This window comes from Microbacterium resistens (genome assembly GCF_021172025.1).
In the GTDB taxonomy this organism is placed as follows: domain Bacteria; phylum Actinomycetota; class Actinomycetes; order Actinomycetales; family Microbacteriaceae; genus Microbacterium; species Microbacterium resistens.
The window spans coordinates 24,135-45,180 of record NZ_CP082781.1 but is presented as its reverse complement, the minus strand read 5'-3'; the positions used below and the strand labels follow the sequence as shown (position 1 = coordinate 45,180).

The 21,046-nt window shown below is 70.5% G+C and carries 17 protein-coding genes; 7 read left to right on the top strand and 10 right to left on the bottom strand.

Annotated elements, in window-relative coordinates:
- Positions 1-176: 176 nt before the first annotated feature.
- The 4 genes from nrdF to nrdH all read right to left on the bottom strand — a co-directional run bounded on the left by nrdF (position 177) and on the right by nrdH (position 4,041).
- Positions 177-1,154, bottom strand: a complete 978-nt coding sequence (nrdF, locus tag K8F61_RS00215) for a class 1b ribonucleoside-diphosphate reductase subunit beta (protein ID WP_067244868.1) — start codon at positions 1,152-1,154, stop codon at positions 177-179.
- A 45-nt stretch (positions 1,155-1,199) separates the two neighbouring features.
- Positions 1,200-3,275 (bottom strand): class 1b ribonucleoside-diphosphate reductase subunit alpha, encoded by a 2,076-nt coding sequence (gene nrdE / locus K8F61_RS00210; RefSeq protein WP_231821584.1) that lies wholly within the window; start codon positions 3,273-3,275, stop codon positions 1,200-1,202.
- A 65-nt stretch (positions 3,276-3,340) separates the two neighbouring features.
- Positions 3,341-3,799, bottom strand: coding sequence for a class Ib ribonucleoside-diphosphate reductase assembly flavoprotein NrdI (gene nrdI, locus K8F61_RS00205; protein ID WP_084344453.1), 459 nt, complete (start codon positions 3,797-3,799; stop codon positions 3,341-3,343).
- An 8-nt stretch (positions 3,800-3,807) separates the two neighbouring features.
- Complete coding sequence (nrdH, locus tag K8F61_RS00200) at positions 3,808-4,041, bottom strand: glutaredoxin-like protein NrdH (RefSeq protein WP_067202914.1); 234 nt, start codon at positions 4,039-4,041, stop codon at positions 3,808-3,810.
- Between the two features lie 438 nt (positions 4,042-4,479).
- Between nrdH and K8F61_RS00195 the strand changes: the two genes are divergently transcribed.
- Together K8F61_RS00195 and K8F61_RS00190 are read left to right on the top strand one after the other, a co-directional pair.
- Complete coding sequence (locus K8F61_RS00195; protein WP_067244872.1) at positions 4,480-5,661, top strand: MFS transporter; 1,182 nt, start codon at positions 4,480-4,482, stop codon at positions 5,659-5,661.
- The gene (locus K8F61_RS00190) at positions 5,658-6,578 is read left to right on the top strand and encodes a sugar kinase (RefSeq protein ID WP_231820298.1); all 921 of its coding nucleotides are present in this window, start codon (positions 5,658-5,660) and stop codon (positions 6,576-6,578) included. The genes K8F61_RS00195 and K8F61_RS00190 overlap by 4 nt, the downstream gene beginning before the upstream one ends.
- A 153-nt stretch (positions 6,579-6,731) precedes the next feature.
- Here the strand turns inward: K8F61_RS00190 and K8F61_RS00185 are convergent, their stop codons facing one another.
- Positions 6,732-7,043: a helix-turn-helix domain-containing protein gene (locus K8F61_RS00185; RefSeq protein ID WP_231820297.1), complete on the bottom strand. Its 312-nt coding sequence runs from the start codon at positions 7,041-7,043 to the stop codon at positions 6,732-6,734.
- Between the two features lie 125 nt (positions 7,044-7,168).
- Here K8F61_RS00185 and K8F61_RS00180 point away from each other — a divergent pair, with 125 nt between their 5' ends.
- On the top strand, positions 7,169-12,121 hold the full coding sequence (locus K8F61_RS00180) for a type ISP restriction/modification enzyme (RefSeq protein WP_231820296.1): 4,953 nt from the start codon (positions 7,169-7,171) through the stop codon (positions 12,119-12,121).
- Between the two features lie 295 nt (positions 12,122-12,416).
- Here the strand turns inward: K8F61_RS00180 and K8F61_RS00175 are convergent, their stop codons facing one another.
- Positions 12,417-12,689 (bottom strand): metal-sensitive transcriptional regulator, encoded by a 273-nt coding sequence (locus K8F61_RS00175; RefSeq protein ID WP_067244882.1) that lies wholly within the window; start codon positions 12,687-12,689, stop codon positions 12,417-12,419.
- Between the two features lie 149 nt (positions 12,690-12,838).
- On the opposite strand from K8F61_RS00175, the gene K8F61_RS00170 reads away from it, so the two are divergent.
- Together K8F61_RS00170 and K8F61_RS00165 are read left to right on the top strand one after the other, a co-directional pair.
- Positions 12,839-14,116 carry a DUF445 domain-containing protein gene (locus tag K8F61_RS00170; RefSeq protein ID WP_231820295.1) on the top strand — a complete coding sequence of 426 codons (1,278 nt, stop codon included), beginning with the start codon at positions 12,839-12,841 and terminating at the stop codon, positions 14,114-14,116.
- Positions 14,117-14,132: 16 nt separating this feature from the next.
- Positions 14,133-15,035, top strand: coding sequence for an arginase family protein (locus K8F61_RS00165; protein ID WP_231820294.1), 903 nt, complete (start codon positions 14,133-14,135; stop codon positions 15,033-15,035).
- A gap of 90 nt (positions 15,036-15,125) precedes the next feature.
- Here the strand turns inward: K8F61_RS00165 and K8F61_RS00160 are convergent, their stop codons facing one another.
- Positions 15,126-15,779 carry an NAD(P)H-binding protein gene (locus K8F61_RS00160; RefSeq protein WP_231820293.1) on the bottom strand — a complete coding sequence of 218 codons (654 nt, stop codon included), beginning with the start codon at positions 15,777-15,779 and terminating at the stop codon, positions 15,126-15,128.
- A gap of 142 nt (positions 15,780-15,921) precedes the next feature.
- Here K8F61_RS00160 and K8F61_RS00155 point away from each other — a divergent pair, with 142 nt between their 5' ends.
- Both K8F61_RS00155 and K8F61_RS00150 read left to right on the top strand, forming a co-directional pair.
- The gene (locus tag K8F61_RS00155; protein ID WP_231820292.1) at positions 15,922-16,161 is read left to right on the top strand and encodes a hypothetical protein; all 240 of its coding nucleotides are present in this window, start codon (positions 15,922-15,924) and stop codon (positions 16,159-16,161) included.
- A complete protein-coding gene (locus K8F61_RS00150; protein ID WP_067244891.1) occupies positions 16,158-16,430 on the top strand; it encodes a hypothetical protein in 273 nt (90 codons plus the stop codon). Before K8F61_RS00155 ends, K8F61_RS00150 begins: the two co-directional genes overlap by 4 nt.
- An 89-nt stretch (positions 16,431-16,519) precedes the next feature.
- On the opposite strand, the gene hutI is transcribed toward K8F61_RS00150, so the two are convergent.
- The 3 genes from hutI to hutH all read right to left on the bottom strand — a co-directional run bounded on the left by hutI (position 16,520) and on the right by hutH (position 21,039).
- Positions 16,520-17,734, bottom strand: coding sequence for an imidazolonepropionase (hutI, locus tag K8F61_RS00145; protein WP_231820291.1), 1,215 nt, complete (start codon positions 17,732-17,734; stop codon positions 16,520-16,522).
- Between the two features lie 100 nt (positions 17,735-17,834).
- Positions 17,835-19,505, bottom strand: coding sequence for a urocanate hydratase (gene hutU / locus K8F61_RS00140; RefSeq protein WP_231820290.1), 1,671 nt, complete (start codon positions 19,503-19,505; stop codon positions 17,835-17,837).
- The gene (gene hutH / locus K8F61_RS00135; protein ID WP_231820289.1) at positions 19,498-21,039 is read right to left on the bottom strand and encodes a histidine ammonia-lyase; all 1,542 of its coding nucleotides are present in this window, start codon (positions 21,037-21,039) and stop codon (positions 19,498-19,500) included. The genes hutU and hutH overlap by 8 nt, the downstream gene beginning before the upstream one ends.
- Positions 21,040-21,046: the final 7 nt, after the last annotated feature.

Genomic DNA, 21,046 nt, shown 5'->3' with positions numbered 1-21,046 from the left:
ACCCACGTCACAGGTGCGCTCGTGCCCCCCTCCGTGCCCCACCGAACAGGTACTCGTGTACATTGCTGTCCTCCTCTGATCTTCGAGAGAAGGCACGAAAAGAGGCCCGGAACTGCAGAAACATGCAGTTCCGGGCCTCTCACCAGCCCTTGCGGGCTGTCAGCTAGAGCTGGGCGTCAGAAGTCCCAGTCGTCGTCCTCGGTGGCGACGGCCTTGCCGATGACGTAGGAGGAGCCGGACCCCGAGAAGAAGTCGTGGTTCTCGTCCGCGTTCGGCGAGAGCGCCGACAGGATCGCCGGGTTCACGTTCGTGACCGTCGACGGGAACATCGCCTCGTACCCGAGGTTCATCAGCGCCTTGTTCGCGTTGTAGTGCAGGAACCGCTTGACGTCCTCGGTCAGGCCGACCCCGTCGTACAGGTCCTGCGTGTACTGCACTTCGTTGTCGTAGAGCTCGTAGAGCAGGGAGAAGGTGTAGTCCTTCAGTTCGTCGCGCTTGGCCTGGTCGACCCGCTCGAGCCCCTTCTGGAACTTGTACCCGATGTAGTAGCCGTGCACGGCCTCGTCGCGGATGATCAGGCGGATGAGGTCTGCGGTGTTCGTCAGCTTCGCCCGGCTCGACCAGTGCATCGGCAGGTAGAACCCGGAGTAGAAGAGGAAGGACTCCAGCAGCGTCGAGGCCACCTTCCGCTTCAGGGGCTCGTCCCCGCGGTAGTAGTCCATGACGATCTGCGCCTTCTTCTGCAGGTTCGGGTTCTCCACCGACCAGCGGAAGGCCTCGTCGATCTCCTTCGTCGAGCACAGCGTCGAGAAGATCGAGGAGTAGCTCTTCGCGTGCACCGACTCCATGAACGCGATGTTCGTGTAGACGGCCTCCTCGTGCGGGGTGATCGCGTCGGGGATGAGCGAGACGGCGCCCACGGTGCCCTGGATGGTGTCCAGGAGCGTGAGGCCGGTGAACACGCGCATCGTCAGCGTCTGCTCCTCCGGGGTGAGCGTGTTCCACGACTGGATGTCGTTGGACAGCGGCACCTTCTCGGGCAGCCAGAAGTTGTTCACCAGACGGTTCCAGACCTCGAGGTCCTTGTCGTCCTGGATGCGGTTCCAGTTGATCGCCTGGACGTGGTCGACCAGCTTGAGCGATTCGGGGGTCATGTCTTTCCTAGTTCGGTCGTTGAGCGAGCGAAGCGGTCGCGAGGGTCAGAGCATGCAGGAGACGCACTCGGTCATGTCGGTGCCCTCCAGTGCCAGCTGACGCAGACGGATGTAGTAGATCGTCTTGATGCCCTTGCGCCAGGCGTAGATCTGCGCCTTGTTGATGTCACGCGTGGTGGCGGTGTCCTTGAAGAACAGCGTCAGGGAAAGCCCCTGGTCCACGTGCTGCGTGGCGGCGGCGTAGGTGTCGATGACCTTCTCGTAGCCGATCTCGTACGCGTCCTGGTAGTACTCCAGGTTGTCGTTCGTCATGAACGGCGCCGGGTAGTACACGCGCCCGAGCTTGCCCTCCTTGCGGATCTCGATCTTCGACGCGATCGGGTGGATCGAGCTCGTCGAGTTGTTGATGTAGGAGATCGATCCGGTCGGCGGGACCGCCTGCAGGTTCTGGTTGTAGATGCCGTGCTTCTGGATGCTCTCCTTCAGCGCGACCCAGTCCTGCTGCGTCGGGATGTGCTTGCCCGCGAACAGCTCCTTGACCTTCTCGGTCTCGGGCTCCCAGGCGCGCTCGATGTACTTGTCGAAGAACTCCCCCGACGCGTACGTCGAGTCCTCGAAGCCGTCGAAGGCGACGCCCCGCTCGATCGCGAGGGCGTTGGACGCCCGCAGCGCGTGGTACAGCACCGTGTAGAAGTAGATGTTCGTGAAGTCGAGCCCCTCCTCGGAGCCGTAGAACACCCGCTCCCGCGCGAGGTAGCCGTGCAGGTTCATCTGCCCGAGGCCGATCGCGTGCGAACGGTCGTTGCCGTCCTCGATGGAGCGGACCGAGCCGATGTGGCTCTGGTTGCTCACGGCGGTCAGCGCGCGGATCGCGGTCTCGACGGTCTGGCCGAGGTCGTCCGCGTCCATCGCCAGCGCGATGTTCATCGAGCCGAGGTTGCAGGAGATGTCCTTGCCGACCTGGCTGTAGGAGAGGTCCTCGTTGTACGTGGTCGGCGTGTTGACCTGGAGGATCTCGCTGCAGAGGTTCGACATGTTGATGCGGCCCTTGATCGGGTTCGCCTTGTTCACCGTGTCCTCGAACATGATGTACGGGTAGCCCGACTCGAACTGGATCTCCGCCAGGGTCTGGAAGAACTCGCGCGCGTTGATCTTCGTCTTCTTGATGCGCGGGTCGTCGACCATCTCGCGGTACTTCTCCGTGACGGAGATGTCGCCGAAAGGCACGCCGTACACGCGCTCGACGTCGTACGGCGAGAACAGGTACATGTCCTCGTCGTTCTTCGCCAGCTCGAAGGTGATGTCCGGCACGACGACGCCGAGGGACAGCGTCTTGATGCGGATCTTCTCGTCGGCGTTCTCGCGCTTGGTGTCGAGGAACCGCATGATGTCCGGGTGGTGCGCGGAGAGGTACACCGCGCCCGCGCCCTGACGCGCGCCGAGCTGATTGGCGTAGCTGAAGCTGTCCTCGAGGAGCTTCATGACCGGGATGATGCCCGAGGACTGGTTCTCGATCTGCTTGATCGGCGCGCCCGACTCGCGGATGTTCGACAGCAGCAGGGCGACGCCCCCGCCGCGCTTGGACAGCTGCAGGGCGGAGTTGATGCCGCGGGCGATCGACTCCATGTTGTCCTCGATGCGCAGCAGGAAGCAGCTGACGAGCTCGCCGCGCTGCGCCTTGCCGGCGTTGAGGAAGGTCGGCGTCGCCGGCTGGAAGCGACCCGAGATGATCTCCTCGACGAGGCTGACGGCGAGCTTCTCGTCGCCGTCCGCGAGCGCGAGAGCCGTCATCACGACGCGGTCCTCGAAGCGCTCCAGGTACCGCTTGCCGTCGAAGGTCTTCAGCGTGTAGCTCGTGTAGTACTTGAACGCGCCGAGGAAGGTCTCGAAGCGGAACTTCTTCGAGTAGGCGAGGTCGTTGAGCTTCTGGATGAAGTCGAACGAGTACTTCTCGAGGACGGCGCCCTCGTAGTACTCCTTCTCCACGAGGTAGTCCAGGCGCTCCTTGAGGGAGTGGAAGAACACCGTGTTCTGGTTCACGTGCTGCAGGAAGTACTCCCGCGCGGCACGCTTGTCGGCGTCGAACTGGATCTTCCCGTTCGCGTCGTAGAGGTTGAGCATGGCGTTGAGGGCGTGGTAGTCCAGCCCCTCGTACGCCGGGTTGACCTTGAAGGCCGCCTCTTCCTTCACTGCGTCATGCTCTGCATGCTGGACTGCAATACCCACCATCGTTCCAATCCGTCGCTCACGCGATCGACGTCTTCCTGTGTGCCGAACACTTCGAGCCGGTACAAGTGAGGCACGTGGCACTTGCGGCTGACGATGTCGCCGGCGAGGCAGAACGCATCGCCGAAGTTCGTGTTCCCCGCGGAGATCACTCCGCGGATGTGTCGCCGGTTGCGCTCGTCGTTGAGGAACCGGATCACCTGCTTGGGGACGGCGCCCTTCTCCTCGCCACGCCCCTGGCCACCGCCATAGGTGGGGGTGACGAGGACGAAGGGCTCATCGACGACGAGCGGCTCGTCCCCGCGGTGCAGCGGGATGCGCTTCGCCGGCAGTCCCAGCTTCTCGATGAAACGCGCGGTGTTGCCCGACACGCTCGAGAAGTAGACCAGGAGCGGCGCGGCGGTTGCGACGGCGCTCATGATCGGCCTTACGCCAGTCGCGAGGCGAGCTCGTCGATCTTGTCGGGACGGAAGCCCGACCAGTGGTCCTCGTCGGTGACGACGACCGGCGCCTGCATGTACCCCAAGGCCTTGACCTGCTCCAGCGCCGCCGGGTCCTCCGACAGGTCGTGGATCTCGTACTCGATGCCCTTGGCGTCGAGCGCGCGGTACGTCGCGTTGCACTGAACGCAGGAAGGCTTCGTGTAAACCGTGATGGACATGTTCTGCCTCTTCTTCCCCTCAAAACCCGGTGTTCACCCGGTGGACCCTCACCGGGACTTCAATACTACATATGGGGACCGACATTCGGGTCGACCACAAGGGATAGTAGTTACATCCGTGTAGTTTTCCACCGCTCTCCCCTGATACAACACAGGTTGTCCACGGTTTCATCCACAGGCGGGCACCGGGCCCCGAGCCCCGCCAAGCGCGGATTCCCGGGCCTCGCGGAGCGCCCCGGCGGATCCCTCCACAGGGGGGACGCTAGAACCGGCCTCCGACATTCCCCAGCCTGTGGAATCCGTCCTCCGGCGTGTCGTCGGCGTGTCGCGCCGACGCCCCCCGATCGACGCCGCGCGGCACGGTCGCGACCCCGGTAACGTGGTCGCGTGGCCGCATCGGGATATCGCGAACTCCTGCGCACTCCAGGCGTGGGGCGCATGATCGCCGCGCAGCTGACCGCGCGCTTCCCGAACGGCATGTCGAGCCTCGCGATCCTCCTCCACGTCGAGCACACCACCGGCTCCTACGGGGCGGCGGGGCTCGCCCTGGCCGCCGCCTCGGTGGGCCAAGCCGTCGCCGGCCCGATCACGAGCCGCTGGATGGGCGCCTGGGGCATGCGCCGGGTGCTCACGCTCACCCTCTCGGTCTGCGTGCTGGCGTTCCTCGGGCTCGCACTGCTTCCGCTCGCCGTCCCCGGCTACATGGCCCTCGGCCTGGTCGCGGGACTGTCGACGCCGCCCGTCCAGGCGGCCGTGCGCACCATCTACCCGAAGCTCGTGAACTCGTCGCAGCTGACACCGCTGTTCTCCCTCGACGCGTCGCTGCAGGAGATCATCTGGATCCTCGCGCCCGTCACGATCACCCTGGTCTCGACCCAGATCGGGACCGTCCAGGGCCTGCTGCTCGTGGCCGCGATCCTCGTCGCCGGCGGGGCCTGGTTCATCCTCTCCCCCGAGGTCGGGCGGGTGCGGATCCCGCGCAGCCGCCACGGTTTCGGGCGGGTCGTGCTGAAGCCCCCGGTACTGATGGCCACCGTCATCGGCTTCCTCCTCATCGGCGCCTGCTCGGCCGTCGAGGTCGGCGTCGTCGCCACCTTCGGCCACGGCGGCGAGCACGAGAGCGGGATCGAGTCCGGCATCGTGCTGGCGGTGTTCGCGCTCGGGAGCCTCGTCGGCGGCCTCGCCAGCGGCCGGGTGCCGATCGGGCCGTGGGCCATGGCGCGCCGGCTCGCGATCGTCACGGTCGGGCTCGCGCTGACCATGGTCTCGCTCAACGTGTTCTGGCTCGGCGGCACGCTGCTGGTCGCCGGCATCGGCGTCGCCCCCGCGCTGGCGGTCCTGTTCGCGATCACGACGGCGAGCGTCAAGTTCTCGGAGACGGCCGAGGCGTTCGGCTGGGCCGGCACCGGCCAGCTGATCGGGGCCGCCGCCGGATCCGCGATCGCCGGCTTCCTCATCGACCAGACCGGCGGCCCCCAGGGCGCCTACCTCGCGGCGACGCTGTTCGCCGCCGTGGGGCTCGCCGCCTCGATCCTCTTCGTCCGCGCCTTCCCCGATCTCCGCCACCGCGATCCCAGTCCGATCCCCGACACAGAACCGGTCTCACTCCCGCCATCATGACGAACGCCACCACCTCCCCCGCCTCCTCCGTCGTCCCCGAGCTCGTCTGCGTGGGCGAGTGCATGCTCCTCGTGACCCCGGACGGCGCGCCGCTCTCCGCGGCCGCCCACGCCACCCTGGGGCTGGCCGGGGCCGAGTCCAACGTGGCCGCTCAGGTCGCCGCAGCCGGGCACCCCGCCGCCTGGGCCTCACGCCTCGGCACCGACCCCCTCGGCGAGCGGATCCTCGACGAGCTGCGGCCCCGGGGCGTCGAACTGTGGGTCGAGCGCGACAAGGAGGCGCCCACCGGCGTCATGTTCAAGGACCCCGGCGCCGAGTCCTCGACCGTCTACTACTACCGGCGCGGATCCGCCGCCTCGCGGATGGACGTCGGCTTCCTCTCCCCCGAGCGCCTCGCGGGCGTCCGGATCGTGCACACCACGGGCATCACCCCCGCGCTGTCCGCCAGCTGCGCCGCGATGGTCGAGCGCCTCTTCGACGACGCTCACGAGGCCGGCGCGCTGGTGTCGTTCGACGTGAACGACCGCCGCGCGCTGTGGTCTCTGGAGGACGCCGCGCGCGAGCTCGCGCGCCTGGCGAACCGTGCGGACATCGCCTTCGTCGGGCGCGACGAGGCCGAGCGCCTCTGGGGCACCGCCACCCCCGCCGAGATCCGCGCCCACATCCCGGACGCGGGACTGCTCGTCGTGAAGGACGGCGACGTCGGCGCCACCGCGTTCGAGGGGTCCGCGGAGCCCGTGTTCGTCCCGGCGCCCCGCGTGGAGGTCGTGGAGCCGGTCGGCGCCGGAGACGCCTACGCGTCCGGCTTCCTGGTGGCGACACTCGAGGGGGCGGAGATGGCGGAGCGGCTGTCGGCCGGCCACGCCGCCGCCGCCCGGGTCCTCACGATCCCCCACGACATCCCGCCGCTGGCCTGATCGCGCCCCGCACCGCACGCATCTCCCCTCGCAGAACGCCCGGCTCGCCGAAAGGCCGAGCCGGGCGTTCTGCGTCGAGAGCGAAAGAGCACCACGACGCACCCGGCGCCGATGGCGCTCGCCCGCGCCGCCACGGGAGACGGCGGCCTCGCGTCAGGCGATGCGGTCGCCGCGGCGCCAGAACGACGCGTCGAAGCCGCTGAGCGGCTGCGGACGGTCCTTGCCGGTGAGACCGTAGGGGTCGAGTCCGTCGAACAGGTCGCGGGGATCGATCTCGAGGACGCCGGCGATCTTGAGAACCGTGGCCAGACGCGGATTCCCCTCGCCCTTCTCGATCTTGCGGAGGTTCGACGGGTCCAGCTCGCACGCGGCCGCGAGTCCGTTGACCGTGAGCAGACTGCGCACCCGCAGCTGCGCGATCCGCTCCCCGAGCACGACGCGGGGGTCACGGGAGGCGGTGGTCACCCTTCCTTGGTAATCGCCCCAGGCGAGAAGACGAAGGTTTGCTTCCGATAGGTTAACTCCACGGGGTTTTAACCGCACCGTGACGACCCCGTCCGACCGCGCCGCCGAACCGGGAGCGAAGCCGTATGCCGACCGAGGACGACCTCCCCGTCTCCCCTGCTTTCGCGCCCGAGGAGCCGGGCGAGACCCCCTTCGACGCGCTGCTGGACGAGTTCCGGGCCATGGCCGACTCGCGGCGCGTCCAGGGTGCCTACCTCGAGGAGCTCGTCCGCCACTACCTGCGGCTCGATCCCCTGCGATCCGGGCAGTTCCGCCACGTCTGGCTGTGGCGGGACTGGCCGGGGCGCGACGGGCGGGGGGACACCGGGATCGACCTCGTCGCGGAGACAACCGACGGAGACCTCTTCGCCATCCAGGTCAAGTTCTTCGCCGCGGACCACCGGATGCGCAAGTCCGACCTGGACTCCTTCTTCGAGGCCGTCGGCCGAGAGCCGTTCGTCGGCGGGATCGTCGTCGATACGACGTCCGGGCGATGGTCGACGAACGCCGAGGACGCGCTGAAGAACCGCACCAAGCGGATCAGCCGGATCACGCTCCAGGAGTTGCGCCACAGCCAGATCGACTGGTCCACCTACCGCCTGACCGCCCCGGAACGGGCGCCGCGACTCCATGGCCGTCGACAGCTGCGCCCTCACCAGCACGAGGCCGTCCAAGCGACGCTTCGCGCGTTCACGGAGGACCGCCTCGACCGCGGCACGCTCGTCATGGCCTGCGGCACCGGCAAGACGTTCACCGCCCTGAAGATCGCCGAGCGCTACACCCGCGAACAGGGCGGCGGCCGGTCCATGGTCCTGTTCGCAGTGCCGTCGCTGGCGCTCCTGCAGCAGGCACTGGAGGAGTGGTCCCGCGAGCACGACCCCGACATGCCGTTCCGCGCGTTCGCGATCGGATCGGATCCGCGACTCGGGCGCGTCGCGAACGGCGATCTCACGACCGTGGCCCTGGAGGATCTCGCCGCCCCCGCGACGACGGACGGGGCGACGCTGTTCCGGCTCCTCGAGGAGATCGACCTGTCGGAGGGCATGACGGTGGTCTTCTCGACCTACCAGTCGATCCAAGCCGTCAGCGACGCACAGGGCCTCGGGGTCCCCGCCTTCGACCTGGTGATCTGCGACGAGGCCCACCGCACGACGGGTGTCCGCCTCGCCGAGGACGAGGACCCCTCCGAGTTCGTGAAGATCCACGATCCGCGGATCATCGACGCCGAACGTCGCCTCTCCATGACGGCGACCCCGCGCATCTACGCCCCGGAAGCGAAGAGCCAGGCCCGGCAGCGGGACGTCGAGCTCGTCTCGATGGACGACGAGACGCTGTTCGGCCCCGTCGTGTACCGACTTGGCTTCGGCGAGGCGGTGGAGCGGGGCCTGCTGACCGACTACAAGGTCCTGGTTCTCGGGGTGAGTGAGGACCAGGTCGCCCGATCGTTCGTCGAGCACCTCCGGCTCGAATCCCACGAGCTCCCCCTCACCGACGTCGCCAAGCTCATCGGCTGCTGGAACGCGCTGGCCAAGCGGCAGTCCGGTCATCTCGCCGACGGGTTCGGCGGGGACATCACCCCCATGCGCCGCGCGGTGGCGTTCACGCGGGACATCAAGACGTCACGAAAGGTCGAGCAGGACTTCCCGTACCTGGTCCGCGCCCACCTCCAGGACCGCCTGAACGACGACCCGACCGACGATCTCGGCGTCGAGTGCCGCCACGTCGACGGCACCATGAACGCGACCGAGCGCGGCGCGCTTCTGCAGTGGCTGCGCGAGGATCCGGGGATCGAGCGTCCGGGACCGCCGACCGCGCGCGTCCTGACGAACGCCCGCTGCCTCAGTGAGGGCGTCGACGTCCCCGGCCTCGACGCCGTGCTGTTCCTGAGCGCGCGCAAGTCGCAGGTCGACGTGGTGCAGGCCGTCGGACGGGTGATGCGTCGCGCGGTAGGGAAGACCTGCGGGTACATCGTCCTCCCCGTCGCGATCCCGGAGCAGATCTCCGGCGAGGAGGCGCTGAAGGACAATGAGCGTTACCGGGTCGTCTGGCAGGTCCTCCAGGCGCTTCGCTCCCACGACGAGCGGTTGGACGCCCAGATCAACCGGATGGGTCTGACCGGCCGCTCCCCCGAGACCGTGGTCGTCGCTCATGTCGACCTGGTCGCATCGTCATCCCGCACGCGAGCCCCAGGGGAGATCGGGGCGGTCGATCACGACCTGGACGCCGCCGACCGCGTGACGCGTACGAGGACGGCGGCCGTCTCCCCCGCCCTCCCGCTGTTCGGCGCAGACGATTGGAAGGACGCGGTCTACGCCAAGCTCGTGAAGAAGGTCGGCGATCGACTGTACTGGGACGACTGGGCGGACGACGTCTCCGGCATCGCGCAGACGTACGTCACACTCATCAGTGCGCACCTGGACTCCTCCCCGGGCGACCGCGGTCGCTTCCAGGCCTTCCTCCGAGCGCTCCGGGCCACCGTCAATCCCGAGATCGCCGAGGACGAGGCGATCGAGCTGCTCGCGCAGCACCTGATCACGATGCCCGTCTTCGACGCCATGTTCCCCGACGACTCGTTCACCCGGGCGAACCCCGTGTCGCTGACGATGCAGGAGGTGATCGACTCCTTCTCCGAGAACGCGGCGTTCGCCCGTGAACGGGAACCGCTCGAGTCCTTCTACTCCGGGATCACGGACCACATCCGCCGTCTCCCGGACTTCACCTCCAAGCAGCGCCTCCTCGTCACGCTCTACGACCGGTTCTTCGCGAAGGCGTTCCCGAAGCTCGCCGACCGGATGGGCATCGTCTTCACCCCGGTCGACGTCGTGGACTACATCCTCCGGTCGGCCGACGACGCGTTCCGGGCCGCCTTCGACCGCGGCCTGGGCGACCGGGGCGTGCGGATCCTCGATCCCTTCACCGGGACCGGCACGTTCCTCACCCGCCTCCTCCAGCTCGGCCTCGTCCCGCCGGAGAACCTCGCGTACAAGTACCGTCACGACCTCTTCGCGAACGAGATCGTGCTGCTCAGCTACTACATCGCCGCCGTCAACCTCGAGAGCGTGTTCCGCGAGCTGACCGCCACGACGCCGGACGCCGGGGAGGCGGCCTTTCCCGGCATCAGCCTCACCGACACCTTCGCGATGGACGAACGCGACCACGAGCTGGCCGGCGGGGTGTTCCCCGAGAACACCGAGCGCCTCGAACGGCAGCGCCGCGCGCCGATCGACGTGATCGTCATGAACCCGCCCTACTCGGTCGGGCAGCGCAGCGCCAACGACGACAACCAGAACGCCCGCTACCCCGCCCTCGACGCGAGGATCGAGGAGACCTACGCGAACCGCTCCACGGCGACCCTGAAGAACTCGCTCTACGACTCGTACTTCCGCGCGCTCCGGTGGGCCACCGACCGCATCGGCGACGAGGGCGTGATCGCGTTCGTATCCAACTCGGGGTTCGTCGACGGCAACACCGCGGACGGGGTGCGGCTCGCCTTCGGGGACGAGTTCAGCGACGTCTTCCTCTACGACCTGCGCGGCGGCATCCGCGGCCGGGTCGGCGACGCGGCACGCAACGAGGGCGGCAACGTCTTCGACATCATGACCGGCGTCGTGATCGCCGTCCTCGTCAAGCGCGCCGGTCACGTCGGCCCCGCCCGGATCCGCTACCGCAGCATGGGTGACGCGATGACCCGCGAGCAGAAGCTCGACGCGCTGCGCACCGAGGCGTCCCTCCGCGGATCCGAGTTCCGCGAGATCCTCCCCAACGCCGCCGGCGACTGGCTCAACCAGCGCGACGAGCGCTTCGGCGCCTTCCGCGCGCTGTCCGGGCCGGACGGGGTGTTCGCCCTGTCCTCGAACGGGCTCAAGACCAACCGGGACGCGTGGTGCGTCAACTTCGACCGGACGCTGCTGCGCGCCAACGTCCGCCGGCACGTCGACTTCCTGAACGGCGAACGGCGAAGGGTCCGGTCCCTCGCCGCCGGCGGCACCCGCCCGCGGACGCTCGTCACCCGCGACCCGCGCCGGGGCAGCTGGGACCGGGTCAACCTCGGCGACGTCGACCGCGACCGGGAGACGACCCACTCCGAGGCGGGCTACCGGGAGGGCGTGTACCGCCCGTTCGTCCGCACCCCGATCTACTTCGATCCCACGCAGCGGATGAACAACTGCACCTACCAGCTCCCCCGGCTCTTCCCGACCCCGGCGCACCCCAACCGCGCCATCGCGGTCAACGCCCGCGGCGCGGACGTCCCGCTGATGGTCGACGCGATCCCGGACCTCCACGTCGTCGGCGACGCCCAGGTCTTCGCGCGCTGGCGCTGGGAGCCGCTCGCCGCACCCACCGGCCTCGACCTCGACGCCCTGGACGGCCTCGATCCGACGGAGGACGAGGTCGTGGTGGGCGGGTACCGGCGCGTCGACAACATCACCGACGAGACGCTCGCCCGGTATCGGCGCGTCTACGAGGACGACGAGCTGACGAAGGACGACGTGTTCTCCGCGGTGTACGCGATCCTGCACCATCCCGAGTACCGCGGCCGCTACGAGGCGGATCTGAAGCGCGTGCTGCCGCGGATCCCGTTCGTGGCCGACATCCGCGCGTACGTCCGCACCGGCGAGGCGCTGGCGGCGCTGCACCTCGGGTACGAGGCGGCGGACGAGTTCCCGCTGGCCGAGGTCCGGGCGATCGACGCCCCCACCGACGACGACGCCGCGCTGTACGCGATCGATCGGATGACCTGGACGACGCGCCGCGACCGCAGCGCGATCCGCTACAACGCCTTCCTGACCCTCACCGGCATCCCGGAGGAGGCGCACGAGTACCGGATCGGCGGACGCAGTCCCCTCGAGTGGATCCTGGACCGTTACCGCGTCCGCGTCGACGCGCAGACCGGCATCGTGAACGATCCCAACGCCTGGCTGCGCGATCGCGCCGATCCGCGATACGTCGTGCGCCTCATCGGGTCCCTCGTCACGCTGTCGATGCAGACGCGGCTCCTCATCGCGGGCCTGCCGCCGTTCGAGGTGCTCGACGCCTGAGCGGATCCCGGCGCACTCGGTCGTCGGGCGAGAAGCGCAGCGACGGGGCGCCCCTCCGTCGGATCCGCGCGTTTCGACTCGCTCCGCTCGCTCAACGACCGAACCCCACCGGTCGTTGAGCGAGGAGCGCAGCGACGAGACGAAACGCCCCCGCCGCCGGATCCGCGCGTTTCGACTCGCTCCGCTCGCTCAACGACCGAAGCCCCACCGGGACTGGCTCCGCTCGCTCAACGACCGAACCCACCGGTCGTTGAGCGAGGAGCGCAGCGACGAGGCGAAACGCCCCGCCGACGGACTACTTGGAGTTGAAGTCGAACGCCTTCAGCAGCTCTTCGACGGCCTGATCGCGCTGAGGGCCGCCCTCGTCGAACATGTGGGAGACGTGCGTGCGGAGGTGGTTCTCCAGCAGGAGGCGGTTGAGGGACTCGAGCGAACGCTGGATGGCGCGGGACTGCGTGATGATGTCCATGCAGTACTCCTCGCCCTCGATCATCCGCGTCACCCCGCGCAGCTGGCCCTCCAGGATGCTGGCGCGGTGCAGGGCGCGCTTCTTGATGTCTTCGATCACGCTCCGAGCGTAGACCGGATCCGGCCGGGAACGGGTCGATCCCCGCCGGACCGATGATGTCGGCGGACGTCGGCACACGGCACCGCGGCCTCCCCGGGCACGCGGACCGCGTCCGGGGTCGGCAGGACGAGGGTGGCAGGATAGCGACCATGGTGACCGCACCGCCCGCCCTGCTCTCCGAGGCCGACCGCGAGCGCCTGCGGTCGCTGCGGCGCATGAAGGCCGTGGCCCTCGTCGCGCTGCTCGTGATGGCCGTCGCGTTCGTCATCGCGTTCTGGCTCCAGAACCGGTACCCGTGGCTGGCCTACGTCCGTGCCGCGGCCGAGGGCGGCATGGTCGGCGCCCTCGCCGACTGGTTCGCCGTCACCGCGCTGTTCCGGCGTCCGCTGGGCCTCCCGATCCCGCACACGGCGATCATCCCCAACCGCAAGGACGAGATCGGGCGTTCCCTGGGCGAGTTCGTCGAGACGAACTTCCTCGCCGCCGACGTGGTGCGCACCAAGCTCGATGAGACCGACATCGCCGCGCGGCTCGGCGAGTGGCTGAGTCAGGAGCGGCACGCCGAACGCGTGGCCGCGGAGGGCGCGACCGTCGCCGCGGCCGTGCTCCGCGCGCTCAGCGACGACGACGTGCGCGACCTGATCGCCGACCTCGCGCGCGAGCACCTCGTCCAGCCCGAATGGGGCCCGGCCGCGGGCGGGTGGCTGGAGAAGGTCGTGCAGAGCCGTGCCCACCACGGCGCCGTGGACCTCGCGGTCGACAGCCTGGAGACATGGCTCGCGGCCAACCGCGACACGTTCGAGGGGCTGATCTCGCGGCGCCTGCCGTCCTGGGTCCCGCGGGTCGCCCAACGGCTCGTGGACGAGGCGGCCTACAACGAGGCGCTCAAGTTCGTGCGCGCCGTCCAGGCCGATCCCGCCCATCCCGCCCGGCACGCGATCGATCGCTACCTCGCCCGCCTCGCCGACAACCTCCAGCACGATGCGGCGACCCGCGCACGGCTCGAGAACGCCAAGGCGACGGTGTTCGACAGCCCGAAGGTCGCCGCCCTCGCCGCCGAGGCCTGGACCACCGCCAAGAACGGCCTGCTGACCGCGCTCGCGGACGAGAACAGCGGCCTGCGCCGCCGCGCGGTCGCCGCCCTCGCCGACGTCGGCCGTCGCCTCTCCACCGACGCCGCCCTGCAGGCACGCGTCGACGGGTGGGTGACCGACGCCGCCGTCTTCCTCGTCGACCGCTACCGCCACGACATCGCGTCGATCATCACGGACACCGTCGAGCGCTGGGATCCGGCCGAGACGACCGAGAAGATCGAGCTGATGGTCGGCCGGGACCTGCAGTACATCCGCCTGAACGGCACGGTGGTCGGGGCGCTCGCGGGGCTCGCCATCTTCACCGTCGCCCACGCCCTGATCCCGGGCGTCTGACTCGAACGGAGCCGCCATGGCCCTCTCCCACGATCCCCTCTGGCCGCGCGGCGGCGACTGGCCCGCCCCCGACGGCCCGGCCGACGCCGTGCTCCTGGGCGTGCCCACCTGGCGCACGTCGCTGTCACCCACCGGCGCGCACGCGACGCCGGCGGCGATCCGCGAGGCCCTGCGCCGCTACAGCCCGACCGTGATGGGCCCGCCGGTGCAGGACCTGGACGCACTCCTCCGCATCGCCGACGCCGGTGACGTGACCGAGCCCGACGGAGACGACGGCATCGCCCGGACGGTGGACCGGGTCCGAGCGCTGGCCGAGACGGCGCGCCTCGTCATCGCCCTCGGCGGCGACAACTCCCTCACCTACGCGGTCGCTCGGGGCGCGGGCGCGTCGGGACTCATCACGATCGACGCGCACTTCGACCTCCGCGACGGCGTCTCCAACGGCTCGCCCGTGCGCCGCCTCGTCGAGGACGCGCCCGAGCGGGAGCGGATCGATCCGCGGCGGATCGTGCAGATCGGCATCGCGGACTTCGCCAACTCCGCCGCGTACGCCGCCCGCGCCGCCGACTGGGGCATCCGGGTCATCACGATCGACGAGGTGCGCCGTCGCGGGATCGACGACGTCGTGGCCGAGGCCGTCGAGATCGCGGGGGCGGGCGAGGATCCGCGCGTCCACCTCGACATCGACGTCGACGCCTGTGACCGGGCCGCGACGCCCGGCTGCCCGGCCAGCGTCCCCGGCGGGTTCGCCGCGTGGGAGCTGCGGGCCCTCGTCCGGGCGATCGCCGCGGATCCGCGGGTCGTGAGCGCGGACCTCGCCGAGGTCGACGCCACCGCCGACGCCGAGGACGGGCGCACCGTGCGTCTCGCCGCGCTCGGCGTCCTGGAGCTGCTCGCCGCGCTCGCCGCCCGCGGCTGAGCCGGGGTCCGTTCCGGGGGTTCGGGGTCCGTTCTGGGGCTTCCGGGCCCCACGACGCGCCCCGAATCACCGAAACGCGCCCCGAATCCGTCAGCCGTCCCGACCTGCGACCGCCTCCGGGATGGGGACGCCTCCGGTGTTGAACCGGATCGTGCGCCGCACGGTGGACGGATCGGCGAGCACCGCGGCGACGACGGCCGCGACGTCCGCCCGCGGCACCTCTCCCGAGCTCGTCGCCGTCGCGTCGATCCGTCCGGTCGGCGCGGCGTCGGTGAGCCGGCTCGGCCCGAGCACGGTCCAGTCGAGCGCCGTTGCCCGCAGATGCTCGTCCGCGGCCGCCTTCGCCTCGGCATAGGCGTGGAACGAGTGCTCCGGGGGGACGCCGTGATCCGGCGAGGACCCGAAGTACGACACCATCACGTAGCGGCCGACACCGGCGTCCGCCGCCGCGTCCATCGAGCGGATCGCCGCGTCGTGGTCCACGGCCCGGGTGCGCGCCGGGTCTCCCCCGCCCGCGCCGGCCGACCACACGACCGCGTCGTGTCCGGCGATAAGGGCGGCGAGCGCGGCGCGGTCTTCGCGCTCCACGTCGAAGACGACCGGGTCGGCCCCGGCGCGGCGGACGTCGTCCGCCTGGGCGGCGTCGCGGATCACGGCCGTCACCTCGTCTCCGCGCGCGGCCAGCAGGGGCTCGAGGAGAAGGGCGATCTTGCCGTGGCCGCCGATGAGGAGGATGCGTGTCATGCCGTCCACGCTACGCCGAGGATCCGGCCCGCAGGCCGGCCGAGCCGGGTCAGGATACGCACGTGCCCCCGCGTCCGCCAGCCCCTCGGCCCCGGGTGCTCCCCGCGCGAGGGTGGAGTGATCCCGACAGAGAGGATCGGTCATGGAGGACAAGCCCGCCCGGGTGATGAAGGACGAGAACTACAACCTCGTGTGCGTCCTGGAGGCGTCGCTGCGCAACGCCTGGAAGATGCAGACGTACATCGAGGACGCGGAGCAGGCCGGCGATGCGGAGCTCGCCGAGTGGTTCCGCAAGGTGCAGCACAACAGCCTCAAGGCCGGCGAGCAGGGCAAGCGCATGCTCCGTGCCCGGCTGGAGGAGGTCGAGGAGGTGCCGGCATGAGCGGGGCGGTCGACGCCGCGGCGGGATCGACGACGACGGCGGTCTGCGAGGTCTGCGGCAACGTCTACGACAGGTCGTTCACCGTGACCCAGGCCGGCCGTACGCGCACGTTCGACAGCTTCGAGTGCGCGATCCACGCCATGGCGCCGACGTGCGCCCACTGCGGGTGCCGCGTGATCGGTCACGGCGTGGAGGCGGACGGCGTCGTCTACTGCTGCGCGCACTGCGCGCGCGGCCACGGCGAGGAGTCCCTGCGCGACCGTGCGTGACCCCGGTTCGGGGCCGGTTCTGGGGCGTTCCGGCCCCGTATCGCGCCCCGATCCCCCGGAGGGCGCCCCAAACGCGCGCGGATCCGGGATCAAGCGACGGGGAGGCCGTCCTTCCACACGCGGTGAACGAGCGGGACGCCGGGCCGATAGGCCAGATGCACGCGGGTCGGCGCGTCCAGGAGGACGAGGTCGGCGCGGGCACCCGGTGCGATGCGTCCGACGTCGTCCCGGCGCAGGGCCGCCGCACCGCCCGCCGTGGCCGCCCACACCGCCTCCGCCACCGTCATCCGCATGTCGCGCACGGCGACGGCGATGCAGAACGGCATCGAGGACGTGAAGCTGGATCCCGGGTTGGTGTCGCAGGCCAGGGCGACCGTCACGCCGGCGTCGATGAGCCGCCGCGCATCCGGGTACGGCTGGCGAGTGGAGAACTCCACGCCCGGGAGGAGCGTGAGGACCGTCTCCGACCCCGCGAGCGCCGCGATGTCGTCGTCGGTCAGGAACGTGCCATGGTCGACGGATGCGGCGCCGAGCTCGACCGCGAGACGCACGCCGTCCCCGGGGCCGAGCTGGCTGGCGTGGAGCCGAGGGCGCAGCCCTCGGGCGATCCCGGCCTCCAGGATCCGGCGCGACTGGGCGACCGTGAAGGCGCCCGTCTCGCAGAACACGTCGATCCACCGCGCATGCGGAGCGCAGGCGTCGAGCATCGGCCCCGTCACGAGATCGACATACGCGTCCGGGTCGTCCGCGTACTCGACCGGCACCACGTGCGCCCCGAGGAACGTGACCTCCTCGGTCGCCTCGGCCGCCAGCCGCACGAGCCGCTCCTCGGTCGCGACATCCAGGCCGTATCCGCTCTTGACCTCCACCGTCGTGGTGCCCTGGGCGTGCATCTCGTCGAGGAGGCCGCGCAGCCGGGCGCGCAGTTCGGCGTCCGTGGCCGCGCGTGTGGCGGCGACGGTGGACCGGATGCCGCCCGCGGCATACTTCTGACCCGCCATCCGCGCCTCGAACTCCGCAGCGCGATCCCCGCCGAACACGAGGTGGCTGTGGCTGTCGACGAAGCCGGGGATCACGGCACGCCCTGCGGCGTCCACGGTCTCGTCGGCCTCGCGCGGCGCGGGTGCGTCACCGATCGGCCCGACCCAGCGGATCCGCCCGTCCTCGACGAGCACCGCCGCATCGTGCAGGGTCCCCGTCGGGTCCGCCGCTGCCGTCGGGTCCGCCGCGCCCGTCGGGTCCGCCGCCGCCAGCCGCGGGTCGTTGGTCGTCAGCTCCCCGATGTTCGTGATCAGCGTGCGCACGGTGCCATCCTCCCTCTGTGTGATGCCGAGTGGTCAGTTTCTGCGGGTTGGGGCCGCCCGAACCCACAGAAACTGACCACTCGATGGGGGAACGCGCGGGTCACAGGCCCATCGGGACGGTGAGACCGCGCTCGCGGGCGATGTCCTTGGCGTGCTCGTAGCCCGCGTCGACGTGCCGCATGACCCCGGTGCCCGGATCGTTCGTCAGCACACGCTCGAGCTTCTGCGCGGCGAGCTCGGATCCGTCGGCGACGGTGACCTGACCGGCGTGGATCGACCGACCGATCCCGACGCCGCCGCCGTGGTGCAGCGACACCCACGACGCGCCCGACGCCGTGTTCAGCAGCGCGTTCAGCAGCGGCCAGTCGGCGATCGCATCCGAGCCGTCCTTCATCGCCTCCGTCTCGCGGTAAGGCGACGCGACGGAGCCGGAGTCGAGGTGATCGCGGCCGATGACGATCGGAGCCGACAGCTCCCCCGAGGCGACCATCTCGTTGAACCTCAGCCCGGCCAGGTGGCGCTCCTTGTAGCCCAGCCAGCAGATCCGTGCGGGCAGCCCCTCGAAGCGGACCTTCTCCCCCGCCTTCTCCAGCCAGCGGTGCAGCGCCGTGTCCTCGGGGAAGAGCTCCGCGATCGCGCGGTCGGTCTTGCGGATGTCCTCGGGATCCCCGGAGAGCGCCGCCCACCGGAACGGGCCGCGCCCCTCCTCGAACTGCGGGCGGATGTACGCCGGCACGAAGCCGGGGAACTCGAAGGCGCGGTCGAAGCCGCCCAGCTTCGCCTCGGCGCGGATCGAATTGCCGTAGTCGAAGACGGCCGCGCCGGCATCCTGGAACGCGACCATGGCCTCGACGTGCGCCGCCATCGAGGCGCGGGCCCGGGCCGTGAAGCCTTCGGGGTCATGCTCGGCCTCCGCCCGCCACTGCGCGAAGGGGATCCCCACGGGCAGGTACGCCAGCGGGTCGTGAGCGCTCGTCTGGTCGGTGACGATGTCGATCGGCAAGCCGCGACGATGCAGCTCCGGGAACACCTCCGCGGCGTTGCCGACGACGCCGACCGAGAGAGCCTCGCCGGCCTCCTTCGCGGCGACGACCCGCGCGATGGCGGCATCGAGGTCGGTCGTGTACTCGTCGAGGTAGCCGTGCTCCACTCGGCGGGCCAGGCGCGACTCGTCGACGTCGACGATGAGCACCGCGCCCTCGTTGAGGGTGACGGCGAGCGGCTGCGCGCCGCCCATGCCGCCGGCGCCCCCGGTGAGCGTCAGCGTGCCGCGCAGCGAGTCGCGACCGAGCGACCGGGCGACGGCGGCGAACGTCTCGTACGTGCCCTGGAGGATCCCCTGGGTGCCGATGTAGATCCAGGATCCCGCCGTCATCTGGCCGTACATCATGAGCCCGAGCTCCTCCAGGCGGCGGAACTCCGGCCAGGTCGCCCAGTCGCCCACGAGGTTCGAGTTCGCGATGAGCACCCGCGGCGCCCACTCGTGGGTGCGGAAGACCCCCACGGGCTTGCCGGACTGCACGAGCAGCGTCTCGTCCGGCTCCAGCTCGTCCAGGGTCCGGACGATCGCGTCGTAGGCGGCCCAGCTGCGCGCCGCACGCCCCGTCCCGCCGTACACGACGAGGTCCTCGGGATGCTCGGCGACCTCGGGATCGAGGTTGTTCATCAGCATGCGCTTGGCGGCCTCCGCGCCCCAGCTCTTCGCAGTGCGGTGGTTGCCGCGGGGGGCGCGGACCGGCGGACGTGCGCCGGTCGAGGACGGGTCAGACATTCGCGTGCTCCTTCGCAGTGCGGACGACGGCCCCCGAGCGGACGAGCTCGGTCACCGCCTCCATGTCGGGAGAGAGGAAGTGGTCGGGACCCGGCCCCGCGGCGACCGTGCGCACGAGGTCGCGGACCGCGCCGGTGGCGGGCCCCGCCTCCAACGGTGCGCGCAGGTCCAGCGCGCGGGCGCCGGTGATGATCTCGACGGCGAGGACCCGGGCCAGCCCGTCGATCGCCCGGCGGAGCTTTCGCGCCGCGGCCCAGCCCATCGAGACGTGGTCCTCCTGCATCGCCGAGGAGGGGATCGAGTCCACCGAGGCGGGGACGGCGAGGCGTTTGAGCTCGGAGACGATGCCGGCGGCGGCGTACTGGGCGATCATGAGGCCGGAGTCCACGCCGACCTCGTGGGCGAGGAAGGGCGGGAGGCCGTGGTTGCGCGCCGGGTCGAGGGCGCGGTCGGTCCGGCGCTCGGACACGGACGCCACGTCCGCGACGGAGATCGCGAGGAAGTCCAGGACCGCCGCCACCGGGGCGCCGTGGAAATTGCCGTTCGACTCGATGCGCCCGTCCGCGGTCACGACGGGGTTGTCCACGACGCTCGCGAGCTCCCGCTCGGCGATGGAGGCGGCGTGGGCCATCGTGTCGCGGGCCGCGCCGTGCACCTGCGGCGAGCACCGCAGTGAGTAGGCGTCCTGCACGCGTCCGTCCTCCGGGCCCTTGTGGCTCGCGACCATGGGCGAGGACCCGAGGAAGGCGCGGAGGTTCGCGGCGGAGGCCGCTTGCCCGACCTGCGGGCGCAGGGCCATGAGGTCCGCGGCGAAGACCGCGTCGGTGCCGAGCTGCGACTCGATGGACATGGCCGCGGCGAGGTCGGCCGTCGTGATCAGGGTGTCCAGGTCGTGGAGGGCGAGCAGGAGCATCCCGAGCATGCCGTCCGTGCCGTTGATGAGGGCGAGCCCCTCCTTCTCCACGAGGACGAGCGGCTCAATCCCGCCCTCCGCGAGCGCGTCGGCCGCCGGGCGGACGGCACCGTCTGCTCCCCGCACCTCGCCCTCCCCCATGGCTGCGAGAGCGATGTGCGCGAGCGGGGCGAGGTCGCCGGAGCAGCCGAGGGACCCGTACTCGCGGACGATCGGCGTGATCCCGGCATTGAGCATGGCCGCGTAGGCGTCGACGACCTCCGGCCGCACCCCCGTGTGGCCGGAGGCGAGGGTCTGCAGGCGCAGCAGCTGCAGCGCCCGCACGACCTCGGTCTCGACCTCGGGACCGGTGCCGGCGGCGTGCGAGCGGATGAGGCTCGCCTGGAGCTGACGGCGCCGCTCGGGCGCGATGAAGGTCGTGGCCAGCGCGCCGAAGCCCGTGGAGACGCCGTAGTGCGGACGGGGATCCGCGGCCATCGCGTCGATGACCCCGCGCGCGGCGGCCACGCGGGCGCGCGCCTCGGGTGCGATCTCGACACGGGCGCCGTCGCGGGCGACGGCGACGACGGCGGCGGGAGTCAGCGTCGCGGCGCCGACGAGGACGGGAGAGGGATCCGGCATGCCTCGA

What these genes read in the sequence shown, in the direction of transcription:
- nrdF (WP_067244868.1), bottom strand. Translation starts at nt 1,154, where the DNA reads ATGACCCCCGAATCGCTCAAGCTGGTCGACCACGTCCAGGCGATCAAC.
- nrdE (WP_231821584.1), bottom strand. Translation starts at nt 3,275, where the DNA reads ATGCTCAACCTCTACGACGCGAACGGGAAGATCCAGTTCGACGCCGAC.
- nrdI (WP_084344453.1), bottom strand. Translation starts at nt 3,799, where the DNA reads ATGAGCGCCGTCGCAACCGCCGCGCCGCTCCTGGTCTACTTCTCGAGC.
- nrdH (WP_067202914.1), bottom strand. Translation starts at nt 4,041, where the DNA reads ATGTCCATCACGGTTTACACGAAGCCTTCCTGCGTTCAGTGCAACGCG.
- K8F61_RS00195 (WP_067244872.1), top strand. Translation starts at nt 4,480, where the DNA reads ATGATCGCCGCGCAGCTGACCGCGCGCTTCCCGAACGGCATGTCGAGC.
- K8F61_RS00190 (WP_231820298.1), top strand. Translation starts at nt 5,658, where the DNA reads ATGACGAACGCCACCACCTCCCCCGCCTCCTCCGTCGTCCCCGAGCTC.
- K8F61_RS00180 (WP_231820296.1), top strand. Translation starts at nt 7,169, where the DNA reads ATGCCGACCGAGGACGACCTCCCCGTCTCCCCTGCTTTCGCGCCCGAG.
- K8F61_RS00170 (WP_231820295.1), top strand. Translation starts at nt 12,839, where the DNA reads ATGGTGACCGCACCGCCCGCCCTGCTCTCCGAGGCCGACCGCGAGCGC.
- K8F61_RS00165 (WP_231820294.1), top strand. Translation starts at nt 14,133, where the DNA reads ATGGCCCTCTCCCACGATCCCCTCTGGCCGCGCGGCGGCGACTGGCCC.
- K8F61_RS00160 (WP_231820293.1), bottom strand. Translation starts at nt 15,779, where the DNA reads ATGACACGCATCCTCCTCATCGGCGGCCACGGCAAGATCGCCCTTCTC.
- K8F61_RS00155 (WP_231820292.1), top strand. Translation starts at nt 15,922, where the DNA reads ATGGAGGACAAGCCCGCCCGGGTGATGAAGGACGAGAACTACAACCTC.
- K8F61_RS00150 (WP_067244891.1), top strand. Translation starts at nt 16,158, where the DNA reads ATGAGCGGGGCGGTCGACGCCGCGGCGGGATCGACGACGACGGCGGTC.
- hutU (WP_231820290.1), bottom strand. Translation starts at nt 19,505, where the DNA reads ATGTCTGACCCGTCCTCGACCGGCGCACGTCCGCCGGTCCGCGCCCCC.
- hutH (WP_231820289.1), bottom strand. Translation starts at nt 21,039, where the DNA reads ATGCCGGATCCCTCTCCCGTCCTCGTCGGCGCCGCGACGCTGACTCCC.